This is a genomic window from Herpetosiphon geysericola, from assembly GCF_001306135.1.
Classification (GTDB): domain Bacteria; phylum Chloroflexota; class Chloroflexia; order Chloroflexales; family Herpetosiphonaceae; genus Herpetosiphon; species Herpetosiphon geysericola.
Map to the genome: position 1 here is coordinate 213824 of NZ_LGKP01000021.1, position 24151 is coordinate 237974.

General features: G+C 52.2%; 23 protein-coding genes. 11 read left to right on the forward strand and 12 right to left on the reverse strand.

All coding sequences use genetic code 11. The annotated features are described in order from the left end of the window. Nucleotides 1-105: 105 nt before the first annotated feature. The 4 genes from SE18_RS27170 (at nt 106) to SE18_RS12340 (ending at nt 2775) form a co-directional block, all read left to right on the forward strand. Entirely contained in the window at nt 106-1005 is a 900-nt protein-coding gene (locus tag SE18_RS27170) for a DMT family transporter (RefSeq protein ID WP_054534759.1), read from the forward strand. Beyond that, nucleotides 992-1642, forward strand: coding sequence for an HAD family hydrolase (locus SE18_RS12330; RefSeq protein ID WP_054534760.1), 651 nt, complete (start codon nt 992-994; stop codon nt 1640-1642). The genes SE18_RS27170 and SE18_RS12330 overlap by 14 nt, the downstream gene beginning before the upstream one ends. A gap of 99 nt (nt 1643-1741) precedes the next feature. After that, nucleotides 1742-2077, forward strand: a complete 336-nt coding sequence (gene cutA, locus SE18_RS12335; protein ID WP_054534761.1) for a divalent-cation tolerance protein CutA — start codon at nt 1742-1744, stop codon at nt 2075-2077. Beyond that, complete coding sequence (locus tag SE18_RS12340; protein ID WP_054534762.1) at nt 2077-2775, forward strand: response regulator transcription factor; 699 nt, start codon at nt 2077-2079, stop codon at nt 2773-2775. The genes cutA and SE18_RS12340 overlap by 1 nt, the downstream gene beginning before the upstream one ends. 59 nt (nt 2776-2834) lie before the next feature. On the opposite strand, the gene argF is transcribed toward SE18_RS12340, so the two are convergent. From argF to SE18_RS12390, 9 genes are all read right to left on the reverse strand, one after another. After that, on the reverse strand, nt 2835-3803 hold the full coding sequence (argF, locus tag SE18_RS12345) for an ornithine carbamoyltransferase (RefSeq protein ID WP_054534763.1): 969 nt from the start codon (nt 3801-3803) through the stop codon (nt 2835-2837). A 51-nt stretch (nt 3804-3854) separates the two neighbouring features. Next, nucleotides 3855-5219, reverse strand: coding sequence for an argininosuccinate lyase (gene argH / locus SE18_RS12350; protein ID WP_054534764.1), 1365 nt, complete (start codon nt 5217-5219; stop codon nt 3855-3857). Between the two features lie 183 nt (nt 5220-5402). Beyond that, nucleotides 5403-6590, reverse strand: a complete 1188-nt coding sequence (gene argJ, locus SE18_RS12355; RefSeq protein ID WP_054534765.1) for a bifunctional glutamate N-acetyltransferase/amino-acid acetyltransferase ArgJ — start codon at nt 6588-6590, stop codon at nt 5403-5405. Between the two features lie 2 nt (nt 6591-6592). After that, entirely contained in the window at nt 6593-7804 is a 1212-nt protein-coding gene (locus tag SE18_RS12360; protein ID WP_054534766.1) for an argininosuccinate synthase, read from the reverse strand. A 128-nt stretch (nt 7805-7932) separates the two neighbouring features. Next, nucleotides 7933-8436 (reverse strand): GNAT family N-acetyltransferase, encoded by a 504-nt coding sequence (locus SE18_RS12365; RefSeq protein ID WP_054534767.1) that lies wholly within the window; start codon nt 8434-8436, stop codon nt 7933-7935. Nucleotides 8437-9132: 696 nt separating this feature from the next. Continuing rightward, the gene (locus SE18_RS12375) at nt 9133-9654 is read right to left on the reverse strand and encodes an NUDIX domain-containing protein (protein ID WP_054534769.1); all 522 of its coding nucleotides are present in this window, start codon (nt 9652-9654) and stop codon (nt 9133-9135) included. After that, nucleotides 9654-10400 (reverse strand): acetylglutamate kinase, encoded by a 747-nt coding sequence (argB, locus tag SE18_RS12380; protein ID WP_054534770.1) that lies wholly within the window; start codon nt 10398-10400, stop codon nt 9654-9656. The genes SE18_RS12375 and argB overlap by 1 nt, the downstream gene beginning before the upstream one ends. 9 nt (nt 10401-10409) lie before the next feature. Next, the gene (argC, locus tag SE18_RS12385) at nt 10410-11420 is read right to left on the reverse strand and encodes an N-acetyl-gamma-glutamyl-phosphate reductase (RefSeq protein ID WP_054534771.1); all 1011 of its coding nucleotides are present in this window, start codon (nt 11418-11420) and stop codon (nt 10410-10412) included. 393 nt (nt 11421-11813) lie between these two features. Next, nucleotides 11814-13001: a citrate synthase family protein gene (locus tag SE18_RS12390; protein WP_054534772.1), complete on the reverse strand. Its 1188-nt coding sequence runs from the start codon at nt 12999-13001 to the stop codon at nt 11814-11816. Nucleotides 13002-13140: 139 nt separating this feature from the next. Here SE18_RS12390 and SE18_RS12395 point away from each other — a divergent pair, with 139 nt between their 5' ends. Further along, nucleotides 13141-14268: a citrate synthase/methylcitrate synthase gene (locus SE18_RS12395; RefSeq protein WP_054534773.1), complete on the forward strand. Its 1128-nt coding sequence runs from the start codon at nt 13141-13143 to the stop codon at nt 14266-14268. A 46-nt stretch (nt 14269-14314) separates the two neighbouring features. On the opposite strand, the gene SE18_RS12400 is transcribed toward SE18_RS12395, so the two are convergent. From SE18_RS12400 to SE18_RS12410, 3 genes are all read right to left on the reverse strand, one after another. After that, nucleotides 14315-14575 carry a hypothetical protein gene (locus SE18_RS12400; RefSeq protein WP_160319505.1) on the reverse strand — a complete coding sequence of 87 codons (261 nt, stop codon included), beginning with the start codon at nt 14573-14575 and terminating at the stop codon, nt 14315-14317. After that, nucleotides 14575-15429, reverse strand: coding sequence for a GNAT family N-acetyltransferase (locus SE18_RS12405; protein ID WP_054534775.1), 855 nt, complete (start codon nt 15427-15429; stop codon nt 14575-14577). The genes SE18_RS12400 and SE18_RS12405 overlap by 1 nt, the downstream gene beginning before the upstream one ends. Before the next feature lie 80 nt (nt 15430-15509). Continuing rightward, a complete protein-coding gene (locus SE18_RS12410) occupies nt 15510-16397 on the reverse strand; it encodes a terpene synthase family protein (protein WP_054534776.1) in 888 nt (295 codons plus the stop codon). 422 nt (nt 16398-16819) lie between these two features. Between SE18_RS12410 and SE18_RS12415 the strand changes: the two genes are divergently transcribed. The 6 genes from SE18_RS12415 to SE18_RS12440 all read left to right on the forward strand — a co-directional run bounded on the left by SE18_RS12415 (nt 16820) and on the right by SE18_RS12440 (nt 23882). Then, complete coding sequence (locus SE18_RS12415; RefSeq protein ID WP_054534777.1) at nt 16820-17482, forward strand: hypothetical protein; 663 nt, start codon at nt 16820-16822, stop codon at nt 17480-17482. A gap of 115 nt (nt 17483-17597) precedes the next feature. Then, nucleotides 17598-18152, forward strand: coding sequence for a hypothetical protein (locus tag SE18_RS12420; protein ID WP_054534778.1), 555 nt, complete (start codon nt 17598-17600; stop codon nt 18150-18152). A 297-nt stretch (nt 18153-18449) separates the two neighbouring features. Then, nucleotides 18450-19859, forward strand: a complete 1410-nt coding sequence (locus tag SE18_RS12425) for an FtsK/SpoIIIE domain-containing protein (RefSeq protein ID WP_054534779.1) — start codon at nt 18450-18452, stop codon at nt 19857-19859. Nucleotides 19860-19995: 136 nt separating this feature from the next. Next, a complete protein-coding gene (locus SE18_RS12430) occupies nt 19996-20424 on the forward strand; it encodes a thioredoxin domain-containing protein (protein WP_054534780.1) in 429 nt (142 codons plus the stop codon). Nucleotides 20425-20879: 455 nt separating this feature from the next. Beyond that, a complete protein-coding gene (locus SE18_RS12435; protein WP_054534781.1) occupies nt 20880-21995 on the forward strand; it encodes a glycosyltransferase family 4 protein in 1116 nt (371 codons plus the stop codon). 21 nt (nt 21996-22016) lie between these two features. Next, entirely contained in the window at nt 22017-23882 is a 1866-nt protein-coding gene (locus SE18_RS12440; RefSeq protein WP_054534782.1) for a serine/threonine-protein kinase, read from the forward strand. Nucleotides 23883-24151 lie beyond the last annotated feature (269 nt).

Consider the following 24151-nt stretch of genomic DNA (forward strand, 5'->3'; position numbering starts at 1 on the left):
TGTAGCAACCTCCTAGACAATCAAAAATCCAACCGACCAATTATATGCTCGCCAAATCTCCGTATACTATATGCCTATGGTCTGATTTCTAGAAAGGGTACGGCAATGAAGCGCTGGCAAAGCGATGGGGTCTTGTTGTTGATTGTGATGCTTTGGGGCAGCACATTTTTTGTCGTGCGGGATGCGACCGATCATTGGCCGCCGTTGGCTTTTGTGGCCCTGCGCTTTGGCTTAGCAACGCTGGCGCTCTTACCCTGGGCGCTCAAATCGCTGCGCCAATGGACGCGCACCGATTGGCAGGCAGGCTTGATTACTGGCAGTTTGCTGTGTGTTGGCTACATTACCCAAACGATCGGCATCAGCATGACTACCGCCTCGCGAGCAGGCTTCGTCACTGGCTTAAACGTCATATTTGTGCCGTTGATGGGCGCTGTATTGTGGCGCAGCAAAATTAGCAACAAAGTGTGGGCAGGGGTCATTTTAGCTGTTGCTGGCTTATATGTGCTCTCGATTGCTCCCGCTGCCCAAGCTGGTTCGCAGCCAGTCTCGCTTTGGGGCGATTTCTTGGTGTTTATCTGCGCGGTAACTTTTGCTGGGCATATTTTAGCGATTGGCCACTGGACTAAAAAGGCCTCGCCAATTGCCATGAACTTGATTCAAGTGGCAGTCGTTGGCATAGTTGCCAGCCTTGGTAGCCTGATCTTTGAAAGCGTACCCGCCTTGCCAACAGACGTTTTTTGGGCTGGAGCCTATTTGGGCATCATCTGTACAGCGGTGTTACTGGCAATTCAGATTATCGTGCAGCGCTATGCCTCGCCAACCCGCACCGCCTTGATTTTCGTGCTGGAGCCAGTTTTTGCGGCGCTATTTGCAGCAACCTTTGGCAATGAAAGCATTTCGTCAACCTTCGTTTGGGGTGGCTTATTAATGATGATTGGCATTGTGATTGCCGAATTGCCACCCTTAGCATTGTTCAAGAAGCAGGAACCGAATGAAACAATTTGATGCAATTTTATTTGATTGTGATGGCGTGTTGGTCGATAGCGAGCCGGTAAGCATGCGCGCCTTGGATGTGTTTTTGGCTCGCTATGGCAAGCAAGCTGAACCTGCTTGGGGCCATCGCATGGTTGGTCGTCGCGCCTATGATAATGCCCAAATGATGATCGAAAGCTTCGATTTGCCCTTGAGCATCGAGCAAACGATTGCCGAGCATCGCCAATTAATTTTCGAACTGGTCGAGCGTGAAGCTAAAGCCATGCCTTACGCTGATCAAATTATTCGTTGGCTCAATCAACAACAGATTCCGATTGCGGTTGCTACCTCGTCGCCACGCCCATATTTGACTATGGTGCTGCAAAAATTTGGCTGGCACGATTGTTTTGGCGCAACCGTCACTGGTGAAGAAGTGGCCAATGGCAAGCCCGCCCCCGATATTTTTCTGCGAGCCGCCGAATTGTTGGGCGTAGCTGCCAAAGCCAGTCTTGTGCTCGAAGATGCGCCGCACGGCGTGCAAGCAGGCTTGGCGGCTGAGGCAACGGTTTATGCAGTGCCCAACAGCGTCACCAAATATCTAGAATTTCCGCCAGTGGCCAAATATGCCAGTTTGGCCGAGGTACTAGCCGAGCTGCAAGCCAACAGCTAAACCTGCGCTATTCATAAGTGGTAACAGCCAAACCCCTTGCAGATCGACGGCTTTAAGGTAGAGTAGACACAGCAAGCGGTTAATCGATCTGGAGGCGTTATGTCTGATGCAGCGCAGGTTGTTTTGATTAGCACAAGTAATGCTGATGAGGCTCGCACGCTGGCCCTAGCCTTGGTGACCGAACGGCTGGCGGCCAGTGTCAATATTTTGCCGCAAATGAGCTCGATTTATCATTGGGAAGGCATACTCAAAGAAGAGGCCGAGATTTTGTTGATTGTGCGCACGCGCGCCGACGCGCTGGGCAGCCTGATCGAGCGGGTTGAACAATTGCACTCGTATGCGCTACCCGAAATTATTGCTTTGCCAATTGTCGATGGTTCGCAACGCTTTATCAATTGGATTTTGGGCGAAGTAATGACCAATGAGGATGCCTAATGCAACGTATTTTAATTGTTGACGATGAACCTAGCGTGGTCGATGTGGTGCGTTCGCGCTTCGAGCGCGAGGGCTTTGCGGTTGGCGAAACTGGCTCTGGCGAAGATGCCTTGCTGCGCTTGCGCAACGAAACCTATGATCTGTTGATTTTGGATATTGGCCTGCCCGGGATTGATGGCTTTGGGGTGCTGCGCCAAATGCGGGCCGAGGGCTTCGAGCAACCAGTGATTATGCTCACGGCGCGGGCCGACGAAGTGGATCGGGTGGTTGGCTTAGAGCTTGGCGCTGATGATTATGTGGTCAAGCCATTTTCGCCGCGCGAACTCGTGGCGCGGGTGCGGGCCTTGCTGCGGCGCACCGCCGAAGCCAGCCGTTTGCGCCAACAAATTGGCGATGCAGTGCCAACCTCAAATGGTCTGCAACTGGATAATGCGCGCCGCCGTGCGACCTTCCGCGATGTGCAACTAACCTTGCGGCCCAAAGAATTTGATCTTTTGGCCTATTTGGCTTCGCATCCTGGCCAAGTGTTTACCCGCGAAGTCCTGCTAGGCCAAGTTTGGGGCTACGACGAATATGTCGATGCACGCACGGTTGATGTACATATTCGGCGTTTGCGCTCAAAACTCAGCGAAATCGACCCCGAATCGAATTTGATTCAGACTGAATGGGGCATTGGCTATCGGTTTATCGAAGGCTAAAGGGTGGTTACTCAGCCCCGCAGCATGGGCACGGGGCTGAATTCGAGCCTTAAATAGTTTTAGGCGGCAAGGCGTTTGCTGCGGCGCAAAGCCAAGCCAGCAACGGTGGCAACCAACACAGCTTTGTGGGTATGCAAGCGATTTTCAGCTTGATCAAACACAATCGAACGCTCGCCATCAGCAACATCAGCGCTAATTTCTTCGCCGCGATGCATTGGCAAACAGTGCATTACTTTGGATCCAGCATTGGCTGCGGCCAACAGTTCAGCATTAATTTGAAATGGTTGCAACGCTTCCAAATGACCTTCGGCGACAACTTGGCCCATACTGACCCAAACATCGGTATACAACACATCAGCATTCTTGACGGCTTCCAACGGATCGTTGGTCACGATGATTTTTGTGCCATTGGCGGCGGCTTGCAAGCGCGCTTGAGCCAACAGCTGCTGGTCAACATTCGCCACAAACGGCGTGCCGATCGCAAAATCCATGCCCAAGCGTGGTGCAATTTCCAACAACGAATTGGAAACATTATTCGGATCGCCAAGGTAGACCAATTTTATGCCTTTGCAACTGCCAAAATGCTCGCGAATCGTCAAGGCATCGGCCAAGGCTTGCACCGGATGCAGCCAATCGGAAAGCCCGTTGATCACTGGCACATCGGCGGCTTCGGCCAACTCGACCAAGGTAGCGTGGTCGTTGACCCGCGCCATAATCGCATCGCACATGCGGCTGAGCACGCGCGCGGTATCGCCGATGGTTTCGCCCCGGCCAATTTGGGTATCGCGTGGGCTGAGGTAAATGCCATGACCGCCGAGCTGCACCATCGCCGATTCGAAGCCAACGCGGGTGCGGGTTGAGGGCTTTTCAAAAATCATCGCCAAGGTGCGGTTTGCCAAAAGAGGATGCGCTTTGCGGCGTTGTTGGCGCAATTTGAGTTCGGCGGCAGTTTCCAGTACGTCGAGTAATTCAGTGTCGTTCCAGTCGGCCAAGGCCAGTAAATCGCGACCAAGAAGTGAGTGTGTCATGTGGAAGCCTCCGTTAAGGGTAACGGCAGGGCGAGGGCGCTATTGGCAACCTCAGCCTTCTGCTAAAACGTGTTGAGCAGCAATCAGTTGGTCGCGCACGGCGTTGGGCGCTGTTCCACCAGGTACGTCGCGCATGGCGACAGAACGAGCAAAATCGAATAGACCAGCAACATCGGTCAGACTTGGGTGGGCTGCAACAAAGCTTTCGGCAGGCAATTGGCGCATCCCAACGCCACGTTGTTCTGCTTCGCGCACCAAGCGCCCAGCAATATGATGGGCCTCGCGGAATGGCACTCCCCGGCGTACCAATTCATCGGCCACATCAGTCGCCAACATTGCATCATCAAGCGCTGCTACCATGCGTTCGGTGTTGAAGCGGGCGGTGCGAATTGCCCCAGCCACCACCGGCAAGGTCAGGCTTAATGTATCGATCGCATCGAATAAAGGTGCTTTATCTTCTTGTAAATCTTTGTCGTAGGCCGATGGCAAGCCCTTGAGTAAGGTCAAAACCGTAACCAGGTTGCCGATCAAACGGCCAGATTTGCCGCGGGCCAACTCCAATGAATCGGGGTTTTTCTTTTGGGGCATTAAACTTGAGCCAGTTGAATAGGCATCATCTAGCGCCACAAAACCCCATTCCGCGCTACTCCAGATGATCCAATCTTCTGCAAGCTGGCTGATGTGCACGCCCAATAAGGCCGTTGCTGCCAAAATTTCGACAATATAATCGCGATCGCTGGTGGCATCAAGGCTATTTTGGCTGATGCTAGCAAAGCCCAATTCAGCTGCCAGCGCCGCGCGATCGACGGCAAAGGCCGTGCCAGCGAGCGCGCCAGAGCCAAGCGGCAAAACGCTAACCCGCTTGGTAGCATCGTGCAAACGCTGACGATCACGATCTAAACGCCAAAAATGGGCCAACAGGGCGTGCGATAACAATACTGGTTGCGCCCGTTGCAGGTGGGTATAGCCAGGCAACATTGCATCGCCAACAGATTTAGCTTGCTCAAGCAAGGCCGCTTGCACATCGCGAATCAAATCATCGGCCAATTTGAGGGCGCTCAAAGTCCACAAACGGGTATCGGTTGCCACTTGATCGTTACGCGAGCGGCCAGTATGTAATTTGCCCGCCAAGGCTCCGATGAAATCACCTAAACGGCGTTCGACCGCCGTATGAATATCTTCGTCGCTGGTTAATGGCAAAAACAGGCCTTCTTCAAACTCCTGTGCCACTTGGCGCAAGCCTGCGATCAATGCTTGACACTCGTTGGCTTGCAAAATGCCAGCGCGCTCTAAGCCATTGGCCCAAGCAATCGAGCCGCGAATATCCTCGGCCCATAAGCGCCGATCGATTGGAAACGAATCGTTGAATAAGCGCATATGCTCAGCCAACGAGCCACTAAATCGTCCACCCCACATGGTTTGGTTACCTCACTAGTTGGTTGTTGGGGATCGGGGGTCGGGGATCGGGTTTGGGCTATAAGATTTTAATATTTGATGTTTCAACCAAATTCCGCTAGCCCAGAGCCTACAGCCTTAATTCCTCTGCGCCTCTATGGTAAAAACGCCGATCCCCAACAACCAATCCCCGATCCCCGCTATCTACGTCCGATAATCGGCGTTGATCCGCACATATTCAGCGCTAAAATCGCAGGTCCACGCGTAGCCAGTGGCAGCGCCAGCCCCAAGCTTGAGCCGAATGGCCACATGCTTGCCGCTCATTTGGCTCGCTGCTTCGCGTTCGCTGTAGTCGGTGGGCGTGCCACCAGCAACTAATTGCACCGATCCCAACCAAAGCTCAACTTGGCTAGGATCGAATGGCACGCCAGCTACGCCAGCAGCTGCTAAAATTCGGCCCCAATTGGGATCGCCGCCGTGAATCGCGGTTTTGACCAATGGTGAGCAGGCAATTTTGCGCGCAACGGTACGCGCTGCAGCAACACTCGGCGCATGATCAACCGTGACCGTGACCAATTTGGTTGCGCCTTCGCCATCGGCAGCAATTTGCTTGGCCAAATCGATGCAAACCGCTTCGAGCGCTTGGCGGAAACTAGCAATATTGCTGGCATTGATCGTCACGCCACTTGCGCCCGAGGCCAGCAGCAACAACGTATCGTTGGTACTTGGGTCGCCATCGACCGTCACGCAATTGAACGATGCATCGCTAACTTCGCGCAACAAGCTTTGGGCCAAATCAGCATCGATAGCCACATCGGTGGTGACAATCGACAGCATGGTTGCCATCATCGGATGGATCATGCCTGCGCCTTTGGCAACGCCTGCCACCGTCACCACAACTCCATCGATCACCGCATTGGCGCTGGCGGTTTTGGAACGGGTGTCGGTGGTCATAATTGCTTCGGCAAGCGCTGGAGCATGCTCAACACCCAGTTCTGGGGCGATTGCAGCAACGCCTTTGGCCACTTTTTCAACATTCAGTTGATGGCCAATAACGCCAGTGGAAAGCACTAAAACCTGATGTGGCTCGCAGCCAACCGCTACCGCCGCCAAACGAGCCATCTCGCGGGCAGCGGCAACGCCTTGCGCGCCAGTACAAGCGTTGGCACAACCAGCATTAGCAATCACGGCGCGAATTTCGCTAGCATGCGCGGCCAAAACCGCTTGATCATAGAGCACAGGCGCAGCTTTGACGAGGCTGGTAGTAAAAACCCCAGCCGCCGTACAAACTCCATCAGCAACAAGTAAACTTAAATCAGGATTACCACTGGCCTTCAAGCCACATCGCCCCGCAGAACTGCGGAAACCAGCAGCAAAACGAAAGATACTCATGCTTATTCGGCTCCTGAGGTTAAGGCTTCGACTTTTTGGGGCAAGCCAAAGAGCTTGATAAAGCCTTCAGCATCTGCTTGGTTGTAGACTGCATCTTCGCTGAAGGTTGCCAAATCGGGCACGTACAAGCTGCGTTCGGCCTTGCGTCCAACCAAATGCACGCCACCTTTGAAGACTTTCAAGCGGGTCACGCCAGTGACATTCTTTTGGGTTTCGGTGAAGAACGCCGACAAGGCATAGCGCAACGGCGACCACCATTGGCCGTTGTAAATCAACTCGGAGAAGCGAATTGCCAAGGTATCTTTGTAGTGCAAGGTTTCGCGGTCGAGCGCCAATTCTTCGAGGCCTTGATGAGCGCGATAGAGCAACGTGCCGCCTGGCGTTTCGTACACGCCGTGGCTCTTCATGCCAACCAAGCGATTTTCGACCAAATCGACGCGGCCAACACCATGGCGAGCGCCAATCTCGTTGAGGGCTTGCAGCAAGGCAACGGGGCCAAGTTGCTCGCCATTCACGCTAACGGGAATGCCGCGCTCGAAGCCAATTTCCACATATTCTGCTGCATCAGGCGCTTGTTCTGGGGTGACGGTGCGTTGGAACATATTCAATTCTGGCTCCAGCCATGGATCTTCCAACGAGCCGCCTTCGTGGCTCAAGTGCCAAATATTGCCGTCGCGGCTGTAGATCGAGGCGCGGGTGCTGGTGACTGGCACATTATGTAATGCAGCATAATCCAGCGCATCTTCGCGTGAGCGAATATGCCATTCACGCCATGGGGCGATGATTTTCATGTGTGGAGCCAAGGCCATGTAAGTCAATTCAAAGCGCACTTGATCGTTGCCTTTGCCCGTGCAGCCGTGGGAAAGGGCATCAGCGCCAACTTTCAAAGCAGTTTGCACCTGACCACGCGCGATTAATGGGCGAGCAATGCTGGTACCAAGCAAGTAGGTGCGTTCGTAGGTTGCGCCCGATTGCAACATTGGGAACAAGAAATCGCGCACAAATTCTTCGCGCAAATCTTCGACATAGCAGGCACTTGCGCCTGAAGCAATCGCCTTGGCTTCAACGCCGCTCAAATCATCATCTTGGCCAAGATTGGCGCAATAGCAGACGACTTCACAACCATAATGTTCCTTCAACCATGGCACGATCACGCTGGTATCCAAGCCACCAGAGTAGGCCAGCACCACTTTATTTGCAGTCGCATTCGACATGACCAATGAACTCCTTATTGAAAATCAGAAGGCAAAAATCAGAAGTCAAAATTGAAAACTCATTAGATTATTCCAATGCTTTACGATTTAAAGCATTTTTGATTTTTGCCCTTTGAATTTTGACTTGATTAATGTTCCCAAACGACGGCGGTTTCGTCACAGCAAGTGACGAGTGGACACTTGACACAATCGCGCCAAACCTTTTCGGGGAAACGTTCTTTGTCGGTGATTGTAAAACCCAAGCGGACAAAAAACGAGACAGCGCGGGTCAAGGCAAAAACTGTATGAATTTGGCGCAATTTGGCTTGGGCAACCAGTTCGAGCACAATTTTGGCACCAACGCCAGCAGCGCGATACTCGGTTGCCACGGCTAATGAGCGAACCTCAACCAGATCAGGATTCATCAGCAACAATGAGCCAATGCCAATCACCCGTTGGCCATGGCAGGCAACTACCCAATTTGCTAAAGAAGCATGAATTTCGTCAGCGGAACGGGGTAATAAATGCCCAGCCCGCACATTTTCGGCAACCAACTCAGCCATGCCAGCCACATCGTCTTCATGGGCGGGCCGAACCACAATGTCCGCAGGATCGATTGGAGCCAAAACTGTACTGTGTTGAATGGCAACCATTGATTGGTTACTCCCAAAACGGCTTGCGCCGGATAATGTTAAATGTCGTTATCTATGTTTAGGCCCAGTTTTGGGCTTGATTTCGTTGATCATTGCTTAGCATTTCGCCAGCCTTCGCGTGCTTCGTGGCCTTCGCGGTTCCAGTTGCTGACATCCAGACCCTGACCTCTAGCACCTGATCCCTGAACCCTCGTTCGCCACCCTTCCGTCCCTCCGCCGGAGGGAGACGCAGGGGGTTTTCATCCCCCTGCACCCCCTCATATTCACGTGCTGGATTGTTAGTGTGTTTCTGTTACTCCCGCCTTCGCGTGCTTTGCGCTCTTCGCGGTTTCAACCGTTCCCCAATCCCCAGCAATCTATCCCTGAACCCTCGTTTCGCCACACTTCCGTCCCTCCGCCGGAGGGAGATGCAGGGGGTTTTCATCCCCCTGCACCCCCTCATATTCACGTGCTGGATTGTTGCTGTGTTTCTACAACTCCCGCCTTCGCGTTCTTTGCGGTTCCAGTTGCTAACATCCAGACCCTGACCTCTAGCACCTGATCCCTGAACCCTCGTTCGCCACCCTTCCGTCCCTCCGCCGGAGGGAGACGCAGGGGGTTTTCATCCCCCTGCACCCCCTCATATTTGCGTGCTGGATTGTTGCTGTGTTTCTACAACTCCCGCCTTCGCGTTCTTTGTGGCCTTCGCGGTTCCACTTAGGCCCAATCAATTGCTGGCGGTACAGCCCACCCAGATTCAAAGCTGCTCACAAATGAATGAATTGCGCTTGGACGTTGGCCTTGCGCCAAGAATGTTGCCAACGATTTCAGCTCTTTAGGCCAAAATGGCATGCTGGCAATTTCAGCCAAACTGCGCCATTCGGGCATTGGTTTATCGGCGGCCTCGGCATGCAGTGTAGCCTGCGGATCTAACGGCGTAGCATACAGAAACACCTCTAACCCATAGTTTGGCTCGCGATCCTCAGGGTCGATGATGGCATAGGTTGGAATAACCCACTCGCGCAGAAAGGCAATTTTGCCAACTTGCACGCGAATGCCGCATTCTTCCCAAACTTCGCGGGCAGCACACTCTGCCAACGATTCGCCGCGTTCTATGCCACCACCTGGCAAGCGCCAAACCAATTCTGGCTGATCTTCAGTCGCCAGAATTAAAATTTCCTGCTCACACAGCACAATCACTCGCGTCCGAATATTGTCGTAAACCGAATGACTGGGCATTAGGCGGCCTCGATAATTGTGCCAGCCTCAAGCTGATCGATGTTGGTGATGCGCACAATTTTCACGCCAGCTTGCAAGCCGCTCAAGGCCGATTCGACCTTGGGAATCATGCCGCCGCTGATTGTGCCATTGGCGATTAATGCCTGAATTTCGTTGGTGTTGAGCCGTGGCGCAACCACGCCATCAACCAAAACTCCAGGCACATTCGAGATAAACACGGCTTCGTCGGCTCCAACGGCGGCGGCAATCGCGCCTGCAAATACATCAGCATTCACATTCAACGTGCCGCCAGCGCCATCGGCACAAATTGGGGCCAACACTGGCACAACATCAGCAGCCAAGGCCTCGTACAAAACCGTGGCCCGAATCCGTGCTGGCTTGCCAACTGCACCCAAATCTCCAGCAGCATGCTCCACACGGGTTGCATAGACCAAGTTGCGATCAACGCCCGACAAGCCTAGGGCTTCTACGCCAACTGCATTCAGTGCTGCCACCAAGCGGGTGCTAACACTGCCGCAAAGCACCATCGTGGCTGCTTTGAGTGCGGTTTGGTCGGTTACCCGCAGCCCAGCCACAAATTGCGGCTCGCCCCCAAGCGCCACTTGCAATTGACCAATTTCTTTGCCACCACCATGAACCAAAATTGGCACATCGTGTCCATTAACCATGGTCTGGATGACCGCAACCAAGCGAGCCAACCACGTTGGGTCATCAATTTCGTTGCCGCCAAGCTTCAAGATTCGCATTGCCCACTCCTAACGCAAGCCCGTGGTTTCAGGCAAGCCAAACATAATATTCATATTTTGAATTGCCTGCCCAGAAGCGCCTTTGAGCAAATTATCAATCGCCGAAGTGACGATCAGCATGCCAGGCTGGGCCAGCGTCAGGCCAACTGCACAATCGTTGGTATGCACCACGTGCGCCAAACTGGCCAATTGGCCTTGATCAAGCACGTTGACGAATGGCTCGTTAGCATAGCGCTCGCGATAGAGCGCATGAATCTGGGCCAAATCCAGCTCTGGCTGAATTGGCACATAGATTGTGCTTAAAATACCGCGTTGGGTCGGCAAGAGGTGTGGTGCAAAAATCGTGTTAACTGCTGCGTTTGCCAACTTGTTCAATTCTTGCTCAATTTCGCCAACATGGCGGTGGGTGTGGCCAATGTTGTAGGGGCTATAGTTTTCGTGAGCCTCAACGAAATGCAAATGTTGCTTGGGTGCACGGCCTGCGCCAGAAACGCCTGATGCAGCGTTGATGATGATAGTTTGGCCAGTTTGCCACCAACCTTGCTCCAGCAACGGGGCCAAGCCAAGCAGCACACTGGTGGGGTAACAACCAGGGTTGGCAATCGTTGGCACATCAACCAATGCAGCGCGATTCAGTTCAGGCAAGCCATAGGGTGCGTTCAAGAGTTCGGGGTGGGGGTGCGTGTGGTCGTACCAGCGGGTGTAAGCGGCGGGGCTGTCCAAGCGAAGGTCGGCGGAGAGGTCAATGGCTTTGACACCATTCTGGCGGGCCTCTGCCACCGTTTTGGCAGCGACACCGTGCGGCAACCCCGTGAAAATCACATCAACAGTCTGCCAATCAACCTGATTCGCAGCTAATAAGGTCAGATCAAGTGGGCCTGGCACAACCTCGGCCAAACGCTTGCCCGCCGCCGATTCCGAGACAGCCCAAACTAGGCTGGCCTTTGGGTGACGTTGTAGCCAGCGAGCTAGTTCGTATCCGGCGTAACCCGTTACACCAAAAATCCCAACACGAATCATTGCGAACTCCCTATCTGAAAAGGCAGAAGGCCAAAGTCAAAAATCAAAAGCGTTGCTTAGCTGCGATTTTTTGACTTTTGACTTTTGATATTTGCCTTGGCAAATTTTTGCCTAAAAAAGTTTCCCCCCGAACCATCAACTGAGGTTCGGGGGGAAACGCTTGGGCGTTTATGATCTTGCTCGTTGCCTGTTATCCAGCACAAACGGCGCAAGCCCACCGAACCTCGTTGGTACGGGGACGACGCAGCCGCAATGCTGGCGAAAAAAGGTTGGTGAGCATTTGTTTCTTCATAATGTCGCGAATAATAGAGCGATTTAGATATTTTGTCAAGTAGGGGTTACAACGCGTATTTAGCTGATTCTAATGGGCTAAATAACGCGTTGCAGCACAGGTTAAAGCTTGCTAATAGTTGGCCGTTCGCCAATGTAGCGCGCCCGTGGCCGAATCAAGCGCGCATCGCTATATTGCTCCAACGCATGGCCAATCCAGCCTACACTGCGGCCTAAAGCAAACAGGCTCATCGCACTGCCCAACGGCAAATTCAGTACCCGCCCAACCCACGCCAAGCCAAAATCAATCGTCGGATGATCGCCCAACAATTCATAAACTGCTTGAATAATCCGATCAATATCGCTGCTGAATTGGGGCGCTAATCGACGAATTAAATCGAGCAGCACTTTGCCGCGAGGGTCGCCATTCGGATACATCGGGTGGCCAAAGCCAGGTATCGGCTGGCCTAAGCGCAATTTTTGAGCCAAAACAGCAAGCATATCGGGGCTACGCAACAGCTCATCAAGCAGCAACTCGCTTAATTCACTTTGCTTGCCATGATGCACGCCGCCCAGCGCCGCCAAACCAGCACTCACCACTGCATACAAGGTTGTGCCCGCCGAGGCAACACAGCGCGCAGTAAATGATGAGACGTTTAATTCATGATCAGCACTGACGATTAACGCAGCGTTGAGTAGCGGCTGCAAATGCGCTGGGATCTGCCATGCCTCGGCCAAATGGGCGACGATTGGGCCTTGTAATGGGCGTTTGGCGGCAACACTAAACAGCAATTGGACAACCCGTACTGCCGTGCGTTGCAAGCCTTGCAACCGTTGATCAAAGGCTGCATGATCGTTGCTACCAACCATCGCCAAGGCAATCACACATTGCTCAATCAACGCCAAATCTGGCAATTGTGGGATACTAATTGCAGGTAAATCGGCCCATAATTGGCCGCTCTGTTGGCGCTCACCAGTCCAAATCAAGCTGGCAACGTCTTCGATGCTGGCATTCAAAGCCAAATCACGCACATCAATCCCACGATAATAAACCAATTGATTATCGATCAGCGTGATTGCTGAATCGAGCACTGGCGTGCCCCAATGCAATGCGCCAGCCGCCACACTGGCTGGATTGCGCCGCCCTTCACGGCGCAGTTTCAATTGCTCAACTTCATCGAATAAATAGCGATGAGCATGCGCTCCGGCTGGCTCCGAGTGCAGCAACCCGCGGCTCACATAGGCATACACGGTTGGCACACTGATTCCCAAATGCTCGGCCACTTCGCGAGCACTCAAATAGCGCGTCATTGCGTTGCTCCATTCCAATATTGATTCATCAATCAACATTGACAACATTGATAAATCTATTTATAGTCGATAGCAGCAGGAATTACAAGCGGCAACATTGCCGCTCAAGGCCTAACACGCTGGAAAGGATCGATTGTCAATGGCGACTGAAACCCAAGTTCATGTAGGTTTAGAAGGCATCGTTGCCGCAGCAACACGGCTTAGCAGTGTCGATGGCCAGGCAGGCGAATTAATTATTGCTGGCTTTCCCTTGGAGCGTTTGGCACCCTTTGCAACCTTCGAGGAAACCATTTTTCTGTTGTGGAATGATCATTTACCCAGCCAAAACGAGTTGGCCGAATTGCGCCAAAGCCTTGCCAGCCAACGCCAATTGCCAGCCCTGACCTTAGAAGTCGCCCAACAGCTTGGCCGCGAACAAGCAGACCCAATGGATGCGTTGCGCGCTGCCACCGCCACACTAACCCCATTGGCCGATGAAAAAGCCACCGCCCAGCGGATCGTCGCCGCCTTACCAACCATCGTCGCCGCCTACTGGCGCGCCCGCAACCAAGCTGAATTTATCGAGCCACGCAGCGATTTAAGCCATGCCGCCAATTATTTGTGGATGTTGACTGGCAACGAGCCAAGAGCCGAGCAAGTGCGTGCCCTCGAAACCTATCTCAACACGGTGGTTGACCATGGTCTCAATGCTTCGACCTTCACCACCCGCGTGATCATCTCAACCGAATCGGATTTAGTTTCGGCGGTAACTGGGGCGATTGGGGCACTCAAAGGGCCATTGCATGGCGGCGCACCTGGCCCAGCCTTGGATATGGTGTTTGAAATTGGCACTGCCGATCGCGCTGAGGAAGTGCTACGCGCCAAGTTGGCTCGCGGCGAGCGCTTGATGGGCTTTGGTCATCGCGTCTACAAAGTGCGTGATCCACGGGCAGAGGTTTTGGCTGGCGCTGCCGATCAACTGTTTGCCAACGATGGCAACCGCGAATTATACGAATTGGTGCGCCACGTTGAGCAAACCGCAATTCGCTTGCTCGAAGAACACAAACCAGGCCGCAAATTGCAAACCAACGTCGAGTTTTATACCGCTTTACTGTTGCATGGCATCGATTTTGAAACCGATTTGTTTACGCCAACCTTCACCATCAGCCGCGCCGTTGGCTGGATTGCCCACGCCTTCGAGCAACGCGCTGTTGGCCGAATCATTCGGCCTCAATCGGTCTACACTGGCGAACGCAACCGCACGTGGGTTGATGTTGCTGAGCGCTAAAATCAACAGCCGCCTTGTGATTCTTCACCACAAGGCGGCTATTTTTTTACCCTTGAGCAAAAAACAATACTGCTAAAACTACCAAGGTCAAAATCACCCAAAATCCCATATACAGCACAATAAATTGCTTGACGCTAGCTCCGGTTTTGCCGTTGTATTGCAATTTGCACTGCGGGCATTTGACCAAATTGGTCATTTTTGTCCCAACAACCCCGCCCCACCAACTCATGGTTACTTTGGTGGACATGGTGGAATGGCAACGTGGGCAGGGCACATACGGCGAGCTTGGCGGTACGTGATACATCATCAATCCTCAAAACGATACTGATCAATATCGCATAATGGCCGAAAGCCAACAGCTTGATAGATTTTATTCGAGGTTGGGTTGCTTAAATCAGTAAAGAGCATACAAAAGCGAAATCCTTGATCCAACAGATGCTGGCTTAACGCGGCCACTGCATTACTGGCATAGCCTCGACCGCGAAATTGCGGTGGCGTGGAAACAGCGCCAATGCAAATGCCATTGATGGTTGGGCGGCTTGAAGCAAGTGAAGAAACAGGCTTGCCGTCAACTTCCCAATACCAAGCGCTACCAGTCGCAATTTGGCGCTCGGCTACTGCCCGACTATCCCAGGCAGGCTCGTTGGGTACGGCTTCGGCATGAAACGCGGCCAGCCATTCAGCCAGCCATTCAACATCGGCAATGGTTGCCTGTTTGAGCGAACCAGCAACCGGGGTTGGTGGAATAACTTCGGTCAACGTATAAACGCGTTCATGCATACTCAACAGCGGTCGTCTACCAGTTTTAGCTTGCCAAGCCGCGCAGAAAGCGGTGGTTGTTGCAGTCGCACTAAATACCCCAGATGGTGTAATGTTCTGGCTAACCAAGTAATTAGCTAAGGCCTCAGCCGCTTGGTTGGCTAAACTGGCATCGCGCAAGGACGAAATTGTCAACGCATGGGGAGAGGTCATCACCGCCACGCCAACCGTGCCTTGCTGATCGCGAATCGCCGCAAAAAAAGGCGCATTTGCAGGCATCCAGCCATTCTGAATCCGCATACTCAAGCCAAGTGGTAAATTATTTTCGGCCTCGTGCTGCAACAGAAATTCGCGGTGATCGGTCAAAAACTTGTCAACTGAAGTATATCGTTCGACGCGCATACAACACCCTCACTAAGCTACCTATGCTTAGTGAGCATACTCGAAGCCCCATCAAAAAACTATCGTGCTTAAGCCTCAATTTAGGCGGCCAGCAACACATTTGCTTGCTGACTGACCGGGGTTAAATCAATTCGCAACCAATCAATTGTGCCTTGCATCCAAGCCCGCAGATTTTCGATATAGTCATTAACATTCAATTCAAATTCAGCATAATGTGGGCGTTCAGCCACAATCCGTTCAAAGGTGGCAACCTCTGTATAGCACATCTGCTCAACCCGCTCAATTGCCCGACTCCAGGTGCAATGCTCACGCTCTTTGACTAGCACAGCAATATTTTGTGGCTCCACGGCGGTCAAATCGCGCTCAACCGAGGCAATATCGTGCATCCAACACACCACATTATTGGTAATTTCGCCCAAATGTTGGAAGGTTGCATCGTACTTAACCGAGGGTGGCAAGAGTTCGGCCTGAGCAAAATCGACAAAATCAAGCGTGCTGGTGGCTGCGCCAATTCGTTGATGCAACTCAATCGTGAGTTGCTTGTTGATCGAAGGCTGGTAGGTGATGCAATACACATCATAAACCCAATCGTGCAGATAAGTGCTCAAGGTTTGGCCAAAGCGTTCGCGCCATTGATGCGAGGTTACGCTAGCTATGCGTTGGCTCCAATCAGCAAACATGGCAATTAATGGCTCGTGAGCATAACGCGGCGTTGCGCCATTAAAAATATGCAGTAGATCGTTGCTAAGGCTCGCGACAAATTCCGGCTGACCAGTCAACGAACGAAACCATTGATCTTGCAAAAACAGCCAACTGCCCCAATCGAGAATTAAGCGAAAACGCTCGGCACAGGCATGCGGATAAACCCGCGCCAACAAATGCGGCAAGCGCAGCCGCTGATATAAGCTCGCTTGGCCGTTGAAGCCATGCGCAAATTGGCTCATCCATTGGCTGTGCTCAGCATACACGGCTTCTAGGTGAGGGTTAAGTTTCGATGTAAAAGGAAGTTGGAGATTCACAAACACCACTTCACCTCCGCAGTGATCAAAAAAACATTAAAATTATTATGCTGATCCTAGCCATAATTAACCATAGTGCCTTACTCCTAATCAGACCCCATGACATTCGTCGGTACTAAAGTGTGAGTATTGGGGCAAAGGATGAATTATGAATTATGAGGGATGAAGGCAAAAGTCAGAAATCAAAAATCAGAAATCAAAAATCAATCCCAACAATCTGTGGGAATCTGTGGCTAAAAATAATCATTCGTGCAATTCGGGCAATTCGTGGCTAAATCTTCGCGGTTTCCGTCCTTCGTGCGCTTCGTGTTCTTCGTGGATCAAATGGTACAATCGCCAGCAGCCGATAGCCTTATTTTCTGGAGGATTGCATGCGTTTTTGGCCACTTTGGCTAATGCTTTTAACCCTTAGTTTGAGCAGTTGCGGGGCAAGCGCTCCACCGTTGCCACCAGTTGCGCCCAACCAAGCCAACCAAATTTTGCTGCTCAACGAGCTTGATGGCATTGGAGCCAACAGCACAATTACCATTCTTGCGCCTGCCCTGATCAGCCAATCGAACACGATTTTGGCTGGCTCACTTGAGCTTGGAGCAGAACCAATTGCCTACCAGCCAGTGCTGGCCATCCCAGCGCAAACCTTGGCAATTACCAGCAATGTTACTGTATTACGCATCAATGGTGTGCTCAAAAGCCCAACTGAACTTGAGCCAATCACGGTTAAGCCAATCGAGCCAACCAATATCAGCCTTGGCGAGCTAAACCAGAACCTCGCTGTCTACAATAACCAAGTTTTACGGCTCCACGGCACGCTCCTGCTCAAAGATCAAGCAGCCTTGTTGGTCGAGGAAGTTGGCAGCGGCGGCGTTCCCACCGCTAATGCAGCCCAAATCACCGTCGAGCAAATTCCCAGCCAATCGCCGTTAATTCAACAATTGCCCAATCAGCAAGGCAACATTCGCTATGGTCAACTGAGTTTAGTCGGCATGTTGCGCGGCAAAACCTTGCATGTATTTTGGGTCGAAGCCCAGCCCTGAGCCAGAATGTTGCTCCATTTTAGCCCGTTTGCAGGCCAGCAAAATGGGCTATTTTTTATGCGCCAAATGTGCTACGCTCGAGGTTAAAAACTGTGTTCAGGCTGCGAGGCAAAGCATGAAAGATTCCAAGTCGATGCCATTGATGCCGACTGCAACCACACCCCGATCAACAGCCAATTTCTTACAGGAATTGGTCAATGAGTCTGTGCCAAGCAGCCCAATTGCCAACCTGCCCCGCCGCGCAGCCCCAATGGGCATGTACGAGCGCTGGCTCAACACCTTAGCCTATCTCAGCATTTTTGGCTTGGCAATATTAATTTGGTGGATTGGGGCACAGTTTACCTTGGCATTTTTGGCAGGGCTAGGATTAAATTTAGCTGTTCTTGGCACTGCCCAATGGTTTATTCCAATTATCATAACTGCCATCGAAGTGGCGTGTTGGCCTCGCCGCGCCATCAACTACCATGTGTTGGCGGTGTTTGCCTTGGTTGGTGGCTTAGATCTCATTACGAGTGTGATTGGCTGTGTGCGCTGGCTAAGCAACCAACAATTGTCGCTCTCTAGCGCATGGCTCTGGATTTTTAGTGTCGTGATTGCCGCGCTGTGTGCATTTTGGCCCGAACGCTTGGCCCGCGCCGCAATTGGCGAATTGGGTCGTTTGTGGCGCTAACTAAGGATTTTAGCTAAAGCCTATTGGCGATTAGAAATTTGATCCAATAAATACAGCTGCAATCGCCTAACGTTTAAATATTAAAAACCACACCTACCCATGCTAAAAAGCTATAGGTAGGTGTAGCTTGTTCGAGACCAGACCAAGAAAGCTATCGGAGGCTGCGTTGAGTGTTGGCGTGTCGGGTTCAACAATCAACATCACTATAATAGCACAAAGGTTCTATTTTGACAAGAGTTTTAATCACCAAAATAGCGCCAATTTTTAGAAGCTGAATCTGGATAAAGGTGGTTGGGCTTGGATGCTGAAGCAGTACAAATTGGGGCATTAATGTTGGCAATGGCCTTGGTGGCCTTGATGTTTCGCCAACGCTTTGGCCGCGATTGGCGTGAATTTCGGTTGTGGCAAGCCCAACAACGGGCAATTCAGCCTGAACCAACCAGCATTAGCCACTTTATGCCTTTGGCAACAGCGCTTGATGCTCGCACTTTGCCCAACGCTGGCACGGCCTTGCTCAATCCCCCAGATGATTTGCGGGTGCTGGCCCACGAACTGCGCCAAAGCGAGAAACGTTTTGTGTTGCCTTTGGGCTGGCGCAGCGTTCAGGGCGTAGTTTCGTTAGTCCATGGCTCGCTCATCGACGATTTTACCCATATTCAAGTGAGCGGCGCAACTGGCTGTGGCAAAGATGGCTGGGTGCGCACCGCCTTGCTCTATCTGTGTCTCACCAATCCTGCTGAGCGTTTGCAATTGGCCTTGGTGGATGGCAAGGCTGGCTTGTCGTGGCTCGGCTGGCGCGAAAAAGCCCACGTCGCCTTATTCGCCGAGGCCGAACATGAATTAGCGCCTGCATTAACTTGGCTGACTGAGCAGCGTTTGCAGCGCCAAAAAATCCTCAAAGCCGCCGAATGCGAGCGCTGGGAAGAATATCAGGGCCACGATCTGCCCTTGCTCGTGGTTTTTATTAGCGAATTGACCTTGCTTGAGCAAGCGCTGGGCGCCAAACACTTAGAACAATGGCTCAACAGCGAGTTGACCAGTGGCCGCGCCGCTGGGATTCGCTATATCATCGCGACCCAAACATTTAGCAATTTGAGCACGCGCTTTCGTTCGCAAATTAGCTTGGCGGTGGCAGGGTATCAGCCGCGCGATGATGCAGACGAGCCAAATACGACCCTGCCAACCAAAGCCTTTCCAAGTAGCGCCTTGCCACCATCGCGTTTGCCTAGCCCACCAGCTGGCGCAGGCGTGTTTAGCTGCGTTCAAGGCCGCAATGCCCTGACCGTGCGCACCACCTTTATCGATAAAACCCAACGCCAACAATTGCTTAGCCTGTTGCCAACCCGCCAAACCGAGCTGCCAGCGCTTGAAGGGGCACCAAGCAAAGCCACTAATTTACCAGTCGCCACCGAGCAACCTTTGATTGCGCTGGCCCAAACCCCAAGCCAAAGCTACAATCGTTATGATTTGGCTCAACTTTTGCTGCAATATCTCAATCGCCCCGAGCAATTGCTTGAGCACGAGCTTTTTCGCAGCGCCTGTAGCATCGAACACAAACGCTTGCGCAGCTATGCAGGCGTGGCGCGCCTATTTTGGGGCAAAGATGCAGCACCCAACAAAAGCCGCCTAATCAAGCAAGCCCTTGAGCGCCAAACCAACCCCAACGAACCAGAAATGCTCGCTAATTTGCTTGGTACAGTTGCCTAGACCTCAATTGTGTGCTATAAAGGTTGTTAAATCTTTCACAAAGATGATTAAACCAACACCCAGCACTACGCTCAAACACGGTACACTTTATGCAATGAATTGAGCAGCAAGTCAACGATCAATTGAGGAACGAGCGATGCAAACTCTGCAAGCAGGCACTATCGTACCGAATTTTACGCTTCAAACCGCCATGGGCGAACGCTTCAGCCGTGGCGATCTGCGCGGCAAAGCCGCTTTGGTAATCGTATTTTTGCCCGCCAACGATGGCCTCAACCCCACCTATTTGGCCAATCTTAGCACGGCAGTTCAACGTTGGTCGCACGAACAAAAAGCCTTGGTTATTTCTGCCGAAGCCTTGCCACCAACCGAAGGCTTGATCGTGCTCCACGATCCTGAATCCAAGGTGCTAGCCCAATTTTTGGGCGAGGCCAAAGGCGGCTGGTTCATCACCGATCGCTATGGCGAGCTGTATGCCCAAGGTCAATCGCTCTCAACCGCCGACTTACCAAAACCAATGAGCCTCAGCGAATGGCTCGAATATGTCAATATGCGCTGCGGAGGATGAGATGAAATTATGAAGGATGAAGGATGAGGGATGAGACGAAAGTATGAAGGATGAAGGATGAAGTTAAGAACATAGAGCATAGAACATAATCCTAAAAATCTGTGGCTAAAAACTTAACCTTCGCGCTTTTCGCGTCCTTCGCGGTTTCCAACCTTCGTGCTCTTCGTGTGCTTCGTAGATAAGCTTTAACGCAGAGGCGAAGAGGAAGTATGGCTCTTGGCTGATGGCAAGGGGCTAGTGGAACAAGAATCAAATAAATCTGTGCCAATCTGTGGCGAAAAAAAATTAACTTTCGCGCTTTTCGCGTCCTTCGCGGTTCCGTGATCTTCGTGCTCTTCATGGATCAAGCGATTAACGCTGTACAAGCATTAATCGCTTTTGATCTATTTAACAGAACAGGCCAACATGCGATATGCTACAATGCCTAAGCTAGTTTTGGCGAGAAATAGGGCTGTATGCAGATTGCAATTGATGCTAGTCGTTTGGCGGTTGGGCAGCGCACTGGCACCGAATCATATACCACCGAGGTAGTGCGCGCGTTAGCGCAAATCAACAATCCCAACGATTATTGTTTATATTTCAATCAACTTCCCGCAGCGTTGCCAGCACTGGGCCGCAATTGGCGGATTAAGCCAATTCCCGCGCCACGCTTGTGGACGCACCTGCGGCTTGGCCCAACATGGCAAATCGATCGCCCTGATGTGGCGTTTGTGCCAGCTCATGTGTTGCCAATTTTGCCGCCGCGCCGGAGCGTCGTGACGATTCACGATTTGGGCTACGAACATCATCCAGAATCACACCCAGCCCGCCAACGGCTGTATTTGCGCTACTCAACCTTGTGGAGCGCGCGCATGGCCAGCCAGATTATTGCGATCTCCGAGGCCACCAAACGCGATTTATTGCACTACACCGGGATTCCCGCCGCAAAAATTAGCGTCGTCTACCACGGCGTGCACGAGCGTTTTCATCAGCATCCAACAGCGCAAAGCAAAGCCACAGCCGCCAAATATGGCTTGCATGGCGAGTATCTGTTGTTTATTAGCACAATTCAGCCACGCAAAAATCTGGTGCGCTTGATCGAAGCCTATGCCCAAGCCCGCCAACAATGCCCCGATTTGCCGATTTTGGCGCTCGGCGGCAAGACAGGCTGGCTGACCGAACAAATCACCAAACAAGCTCAAGAGTTAGGAATCAGCGAGCATGTGGCCTTTTTAGGCTATGTGGACGATCACGATTTACCAGCGCTGCTTAGTGGTGCGACAATCTATCTGTTGCCATCGTTATACGAGGGCTTTGGCATGACGGTATTGGAAGCAATGGCCAGCGGCGTGCCCGTTATCACCAGCAAGGTCAGCAGTTTACCCGAAGTTGCTGGCGATGCAGCATTGTTGGTCGAGCCAACCCACACTGAAGCGATTGCGGCAGCAATTGTGAGCCTTTGGCAAAACCCAAGCCAACGCCACGAATTGCGTGAGCGCGGCCTTGCATGGGCCAAACAATGGACATGGCAACGCTGCGCTGAACAAACCTTAGCGGTTCTAACCATGGTTGGCAACAATGGATCAGTCTAAACAGCGGTGGCTGGAGGAAGCATGCGCATCGAAGATTTAATTGGCAAGCAACTTGGGCGCTATAAAATTACGCGCATTCTTGGGCGTGGCGGAATGGCCGCAGTATTTGAGGCCGACGATACGATTTTACGTCGCCCAATTGCGCTTAAAGTGTTGTATGCCCAATATGTTGCCGATGCCGACTTGGTTGAGCGTTTTCGGCGTGAAGCTATTTTGGCTGCGCGCTTGGATCATACCAACATTGTGCCAATTTATGATGTTGGCGAATCAGATGGCGTGGTCTATATTGCCATGAAGTTGCTCAGCGGACGCTCGCTCCAAGATACCTTATTAATCGATAGTGCTATGCCGCCTGAATGGGTGGGCGAAATTGTGCGCCAAGTTGCCAGCGCCTTGGATTATGCCCACGGTCGCGGCGTGATTCACCGTGATATTAAGCCGGGCAATGTGATGCTCGATGACAATAACCACGTTATTTTGACCGACTTTGGGATTGCCAAATCGCTTGATACGCCTGGGCTTACTTCGACTGGCGTGATGATTGGCACGCCCGATTATATGGCTCCAGAGCAGATCGACAGCAAAATTGGCCCAGTTGATGCGCGCGCCGATATTTATTCGCTCGCCGTCATGGCCTATCGCATGCTGACTGGCGTGCGGCCTTTTGATGGCTCGACCACCGATATTTTGCTCGCCCATCTTTCGCAGGCTCCCGAAGCTGCTTCGTTGCGCAACCCGCATGTGCCACCATCGATCGATGCAGTGCTGAGTGCGGCGCTGGCCAAAAATCCTGCCGAGCGCACCAAATCAGCTGGCTTATTTGCCCGCTCCTTGAATGAAGCAATTGGCGCACCAACTGGCGTTGCCACCACGCCACCACCTGGAGCCAAGCAGGCCGTGGTTATTCCAAGCGTTGCAGCCGAGCAAATTGTGGCCAAAGCTCAAGCTACGAGTACCAAACCATCAGCAACAACGCGGCGCAAACGTCCAGCAACATGGCCAATTCTGTTGCTGATTGGCGCGATCATTACTGGCGTGCTGATGTTTGTTACCGATACAGTTTTGGATAATCGCCAAGAAGCGCGCCAAACCCTAGCCACCGAAGCCGCAGAACGGGAGCAATTTCGAACCCAAGTTGCTCAAAATGGAGTAACACAGACAGCCATGGCTGGGCAAATGAATCAAACTGCTACGCCGACGCTGGTTATCAGCAGCACTGCCACCGTTGAGGCCAGCGCACCAAGCCCAACCACAGTCAGCGAAGCGCCAAGCCCAGTTGCCCAAGTCACAAACCGCCCAGTCATAACCCAAGTGCTGCCAGTCGCGCCAACCAGTGCGCCAACCAGTGCACCAACCAATAATCCGCCAACCGCAACGCCTGCGCCAACGTCAATTAGCCTTTGTCTTGGGCCGTTGCAAGGTGGCTTTGGCAGTCTCTGGCGCAATAATCCCAGCGTTGCCGAAGCTTTGGGCTGCCCAACCACTGGCGAAGCAGCCAGCACAGCCTCAATTCAATATTTTGATGGTGGCATGATGTATTGGTTTGGCACGAGCGACCAAATTTACGTCTACTACAGCGCAACCGCCAGCGGCGCGTGGCAAGGCTTTGCCAATCCCAACGATCCTTCCTATGACGAGCCACGCGAAACCGCACCAGCAGGCAAATTGGAGCCAATTCGTGGTTTTGGGACGCTTTGGCATACGCTTGACGGCATTCGCGAGACGCTTGGTTGGGCCAACAGCCCAGAATACCCAATCACTGGCGTGGTGCAATATTTCCCCAATGGACTTATGATCCACTCACCTGCGCTCGAAGGTCGCCCCGCCCGGATTTGGGTCATGACCAATGATGGCACATGGAGCCGTTATACTGACCCGAATAGCTAGAAGAACATAGAACATAAGAGTAGGGGCCGGGGATCGGTTATTGGGGATCGGGCTAGCATTACTACAAAGAACATAGAATACAGAGCATAGAAAATAGGAGATCAGGCTAGCAGTAGCTTGGTCTCCTATTTTAACGCAGAGGCGCAGAGAAGGAAGAGTGATGAATATCAAAACAATGGGGCAGAGGAAAATTTTTCATAAATTAAATAAGAACATCTAGTTAATTGCTCAACTAGATGTTCTTATAGTTTTAACCTTAGTTTTTTGAT

What these genes read in the sequence shown, in the direction of transcription:
- SE18_RS27170 (WP_054534759.1), top strand. Translation starts at nt 106, where the DNA reads ATGAAGCGCTGGCAAAGCGATGGGGTCTTGTTGTTGATTGTGATGCTT.
- SE18_RS12330 (WP_054534760.1), top strand. Translation starts at nt 992, where the DNA reads ATGAAACAATTTGATGCAATTTTATTTGATTGTGATGGCGTGTTGGTC.
- cutA (WP_054534761.1), top strand. Translation starts at nt 1,742, where the DNA reads ATGTCTGATGCAGCGCAGGTTGTTTTGATTAGCACAAGTAATGCTGAT.
- SE18_RS12340 (WP_054534762.1), top strand. Translation starts at nt 2,077, where the DNA reads ATGCAACGTATTTTAATTGTTGACGATGAACCTAGCGTGGTCGATGTG.
- argF (WP_054534763.1), bottom strand. Translation starts at nt 3,803, where the DNA reads ATGACACACTCACTTCTTGGTCGCGATTTACTGGCCTTGGCCGACTGG.
- argH (WP_054534764.1), bottom strand. Translation starts at nt 5,219, where the DNA reads ATGTGGGGTGGACGATTTAGTGGCTCGTTGGCTGAGCATATGCGCTTA.
- argJ (WP_054534765.1), bottom strand. Translation starts at nt 6,590, where the DNA reads ATGAGTATCTTTCGTTTTGCTGCTGGTTTCCGCAGTTCTGCGGGGCGA.
- SE18_RS12360 (WP_054534766.1), bottom strand. Translation starts at nt 7,804, where the DNA reads ATGTCGAATGCGACTGCAAATAAAGTGGTGCTGGCCTACTCTGGTGGC.
- SE18_RS12365 (WP_054534767.1), bottom strand. Translation starts at nt 8,436, where the DNA reads ATGGTTGCCATTCAACACAGTACAGTTTTGGCTCCAATCGATCCTGCG.
- SE18_RS12375 (WP_054534769.1), bottom strand. Translation starts at nt 9,654, where the DNA reads ATGCCCAGTCATTCGGTTTACGACAATATTCGGACGCGAGTGATTGTG.
- argB (WP_054534770.1), bottom strand. Translation starts at nt 10,400, where the DNA reads ATGCGAATCTTGAAGCTTGGCGGCAACGAAATTGATGACCCAACGTGG.
- argC (WP_054534771.1), bottom strand. Translation starts at nt 11,420, where the DNA reads ATGATTCGTGTTGGGATTTTTGGTGTAACGGGTTACGCCGGATACGAA.
- SE18_RS12390 (WP_054534772.1), bottom strand. Translation starts at nt 13,001, where the DNA reads ATGACGCGCTATTTGAGTGCTCGCGAAGTGGCCGAGCATTTGGGAATC.
- SE18_RS12395 (WP_054534773.1), top strand. Translation starts at nt 13,141, where the DNA reads ATGGCGACTGAAACCCAAGTTCATGTAGGTTTAGAAGGCATCGTTGCC.
- SE18_RS12400 (WP_160319505.1), bottom strand. Translation starts at nt 14,575, where the DNA reads ATGATGTATCACGTACCGCCAAGCTCGCCGTATGTGCCCTGCCCACGT.
- SE18_RS12405 (WP_054534775.1), bottom strand. Translation starts at nt 15,429, where the DNA reads ATGCGCGTCGAACGATATACTTCAGTTGACAAGTTTTTGACCGATCAC.
- SE18_RS12415 (WP_054534777.1), top strand. Translation starts at nt 16,820, where the DNA reads ATGCGTTTTTGGCCACTTTGGCTAATGCTTTTAACCCTTAGTTTGAGC.
- SE18_RS12420 (WP_054534778.1), top strand. Translation starts at nt 17,598, where the DNA reads ATGAAAGATTCCAAGTCGATGCCATTGATGCCGACTGCAACCACACCC.
- SE18_RS12430 (WP_054534780.1), top strand. Translation starts at nt 19,996, where the DNA reads ATGCAAACTCTGCAAGCAGGCACTATCGTACCGAATTTTACGCTTCAA.
- SE18_RS12435 (WP_054534781.1), top strand. Translation starts at nt 20,880, where the DNA reads ATGCAGATTGCAATTGATGCTAGTCGTTTGGCGGTTGGGCAGCGCACT.
- SE18_RS12440 (WP_054534782.1), top strand. Translation starts at nt 22,017, where the DNA reads ATGCGCATCGAAGATTTAATTGGCAAGCAACTTGGGCGCTATAAAATT.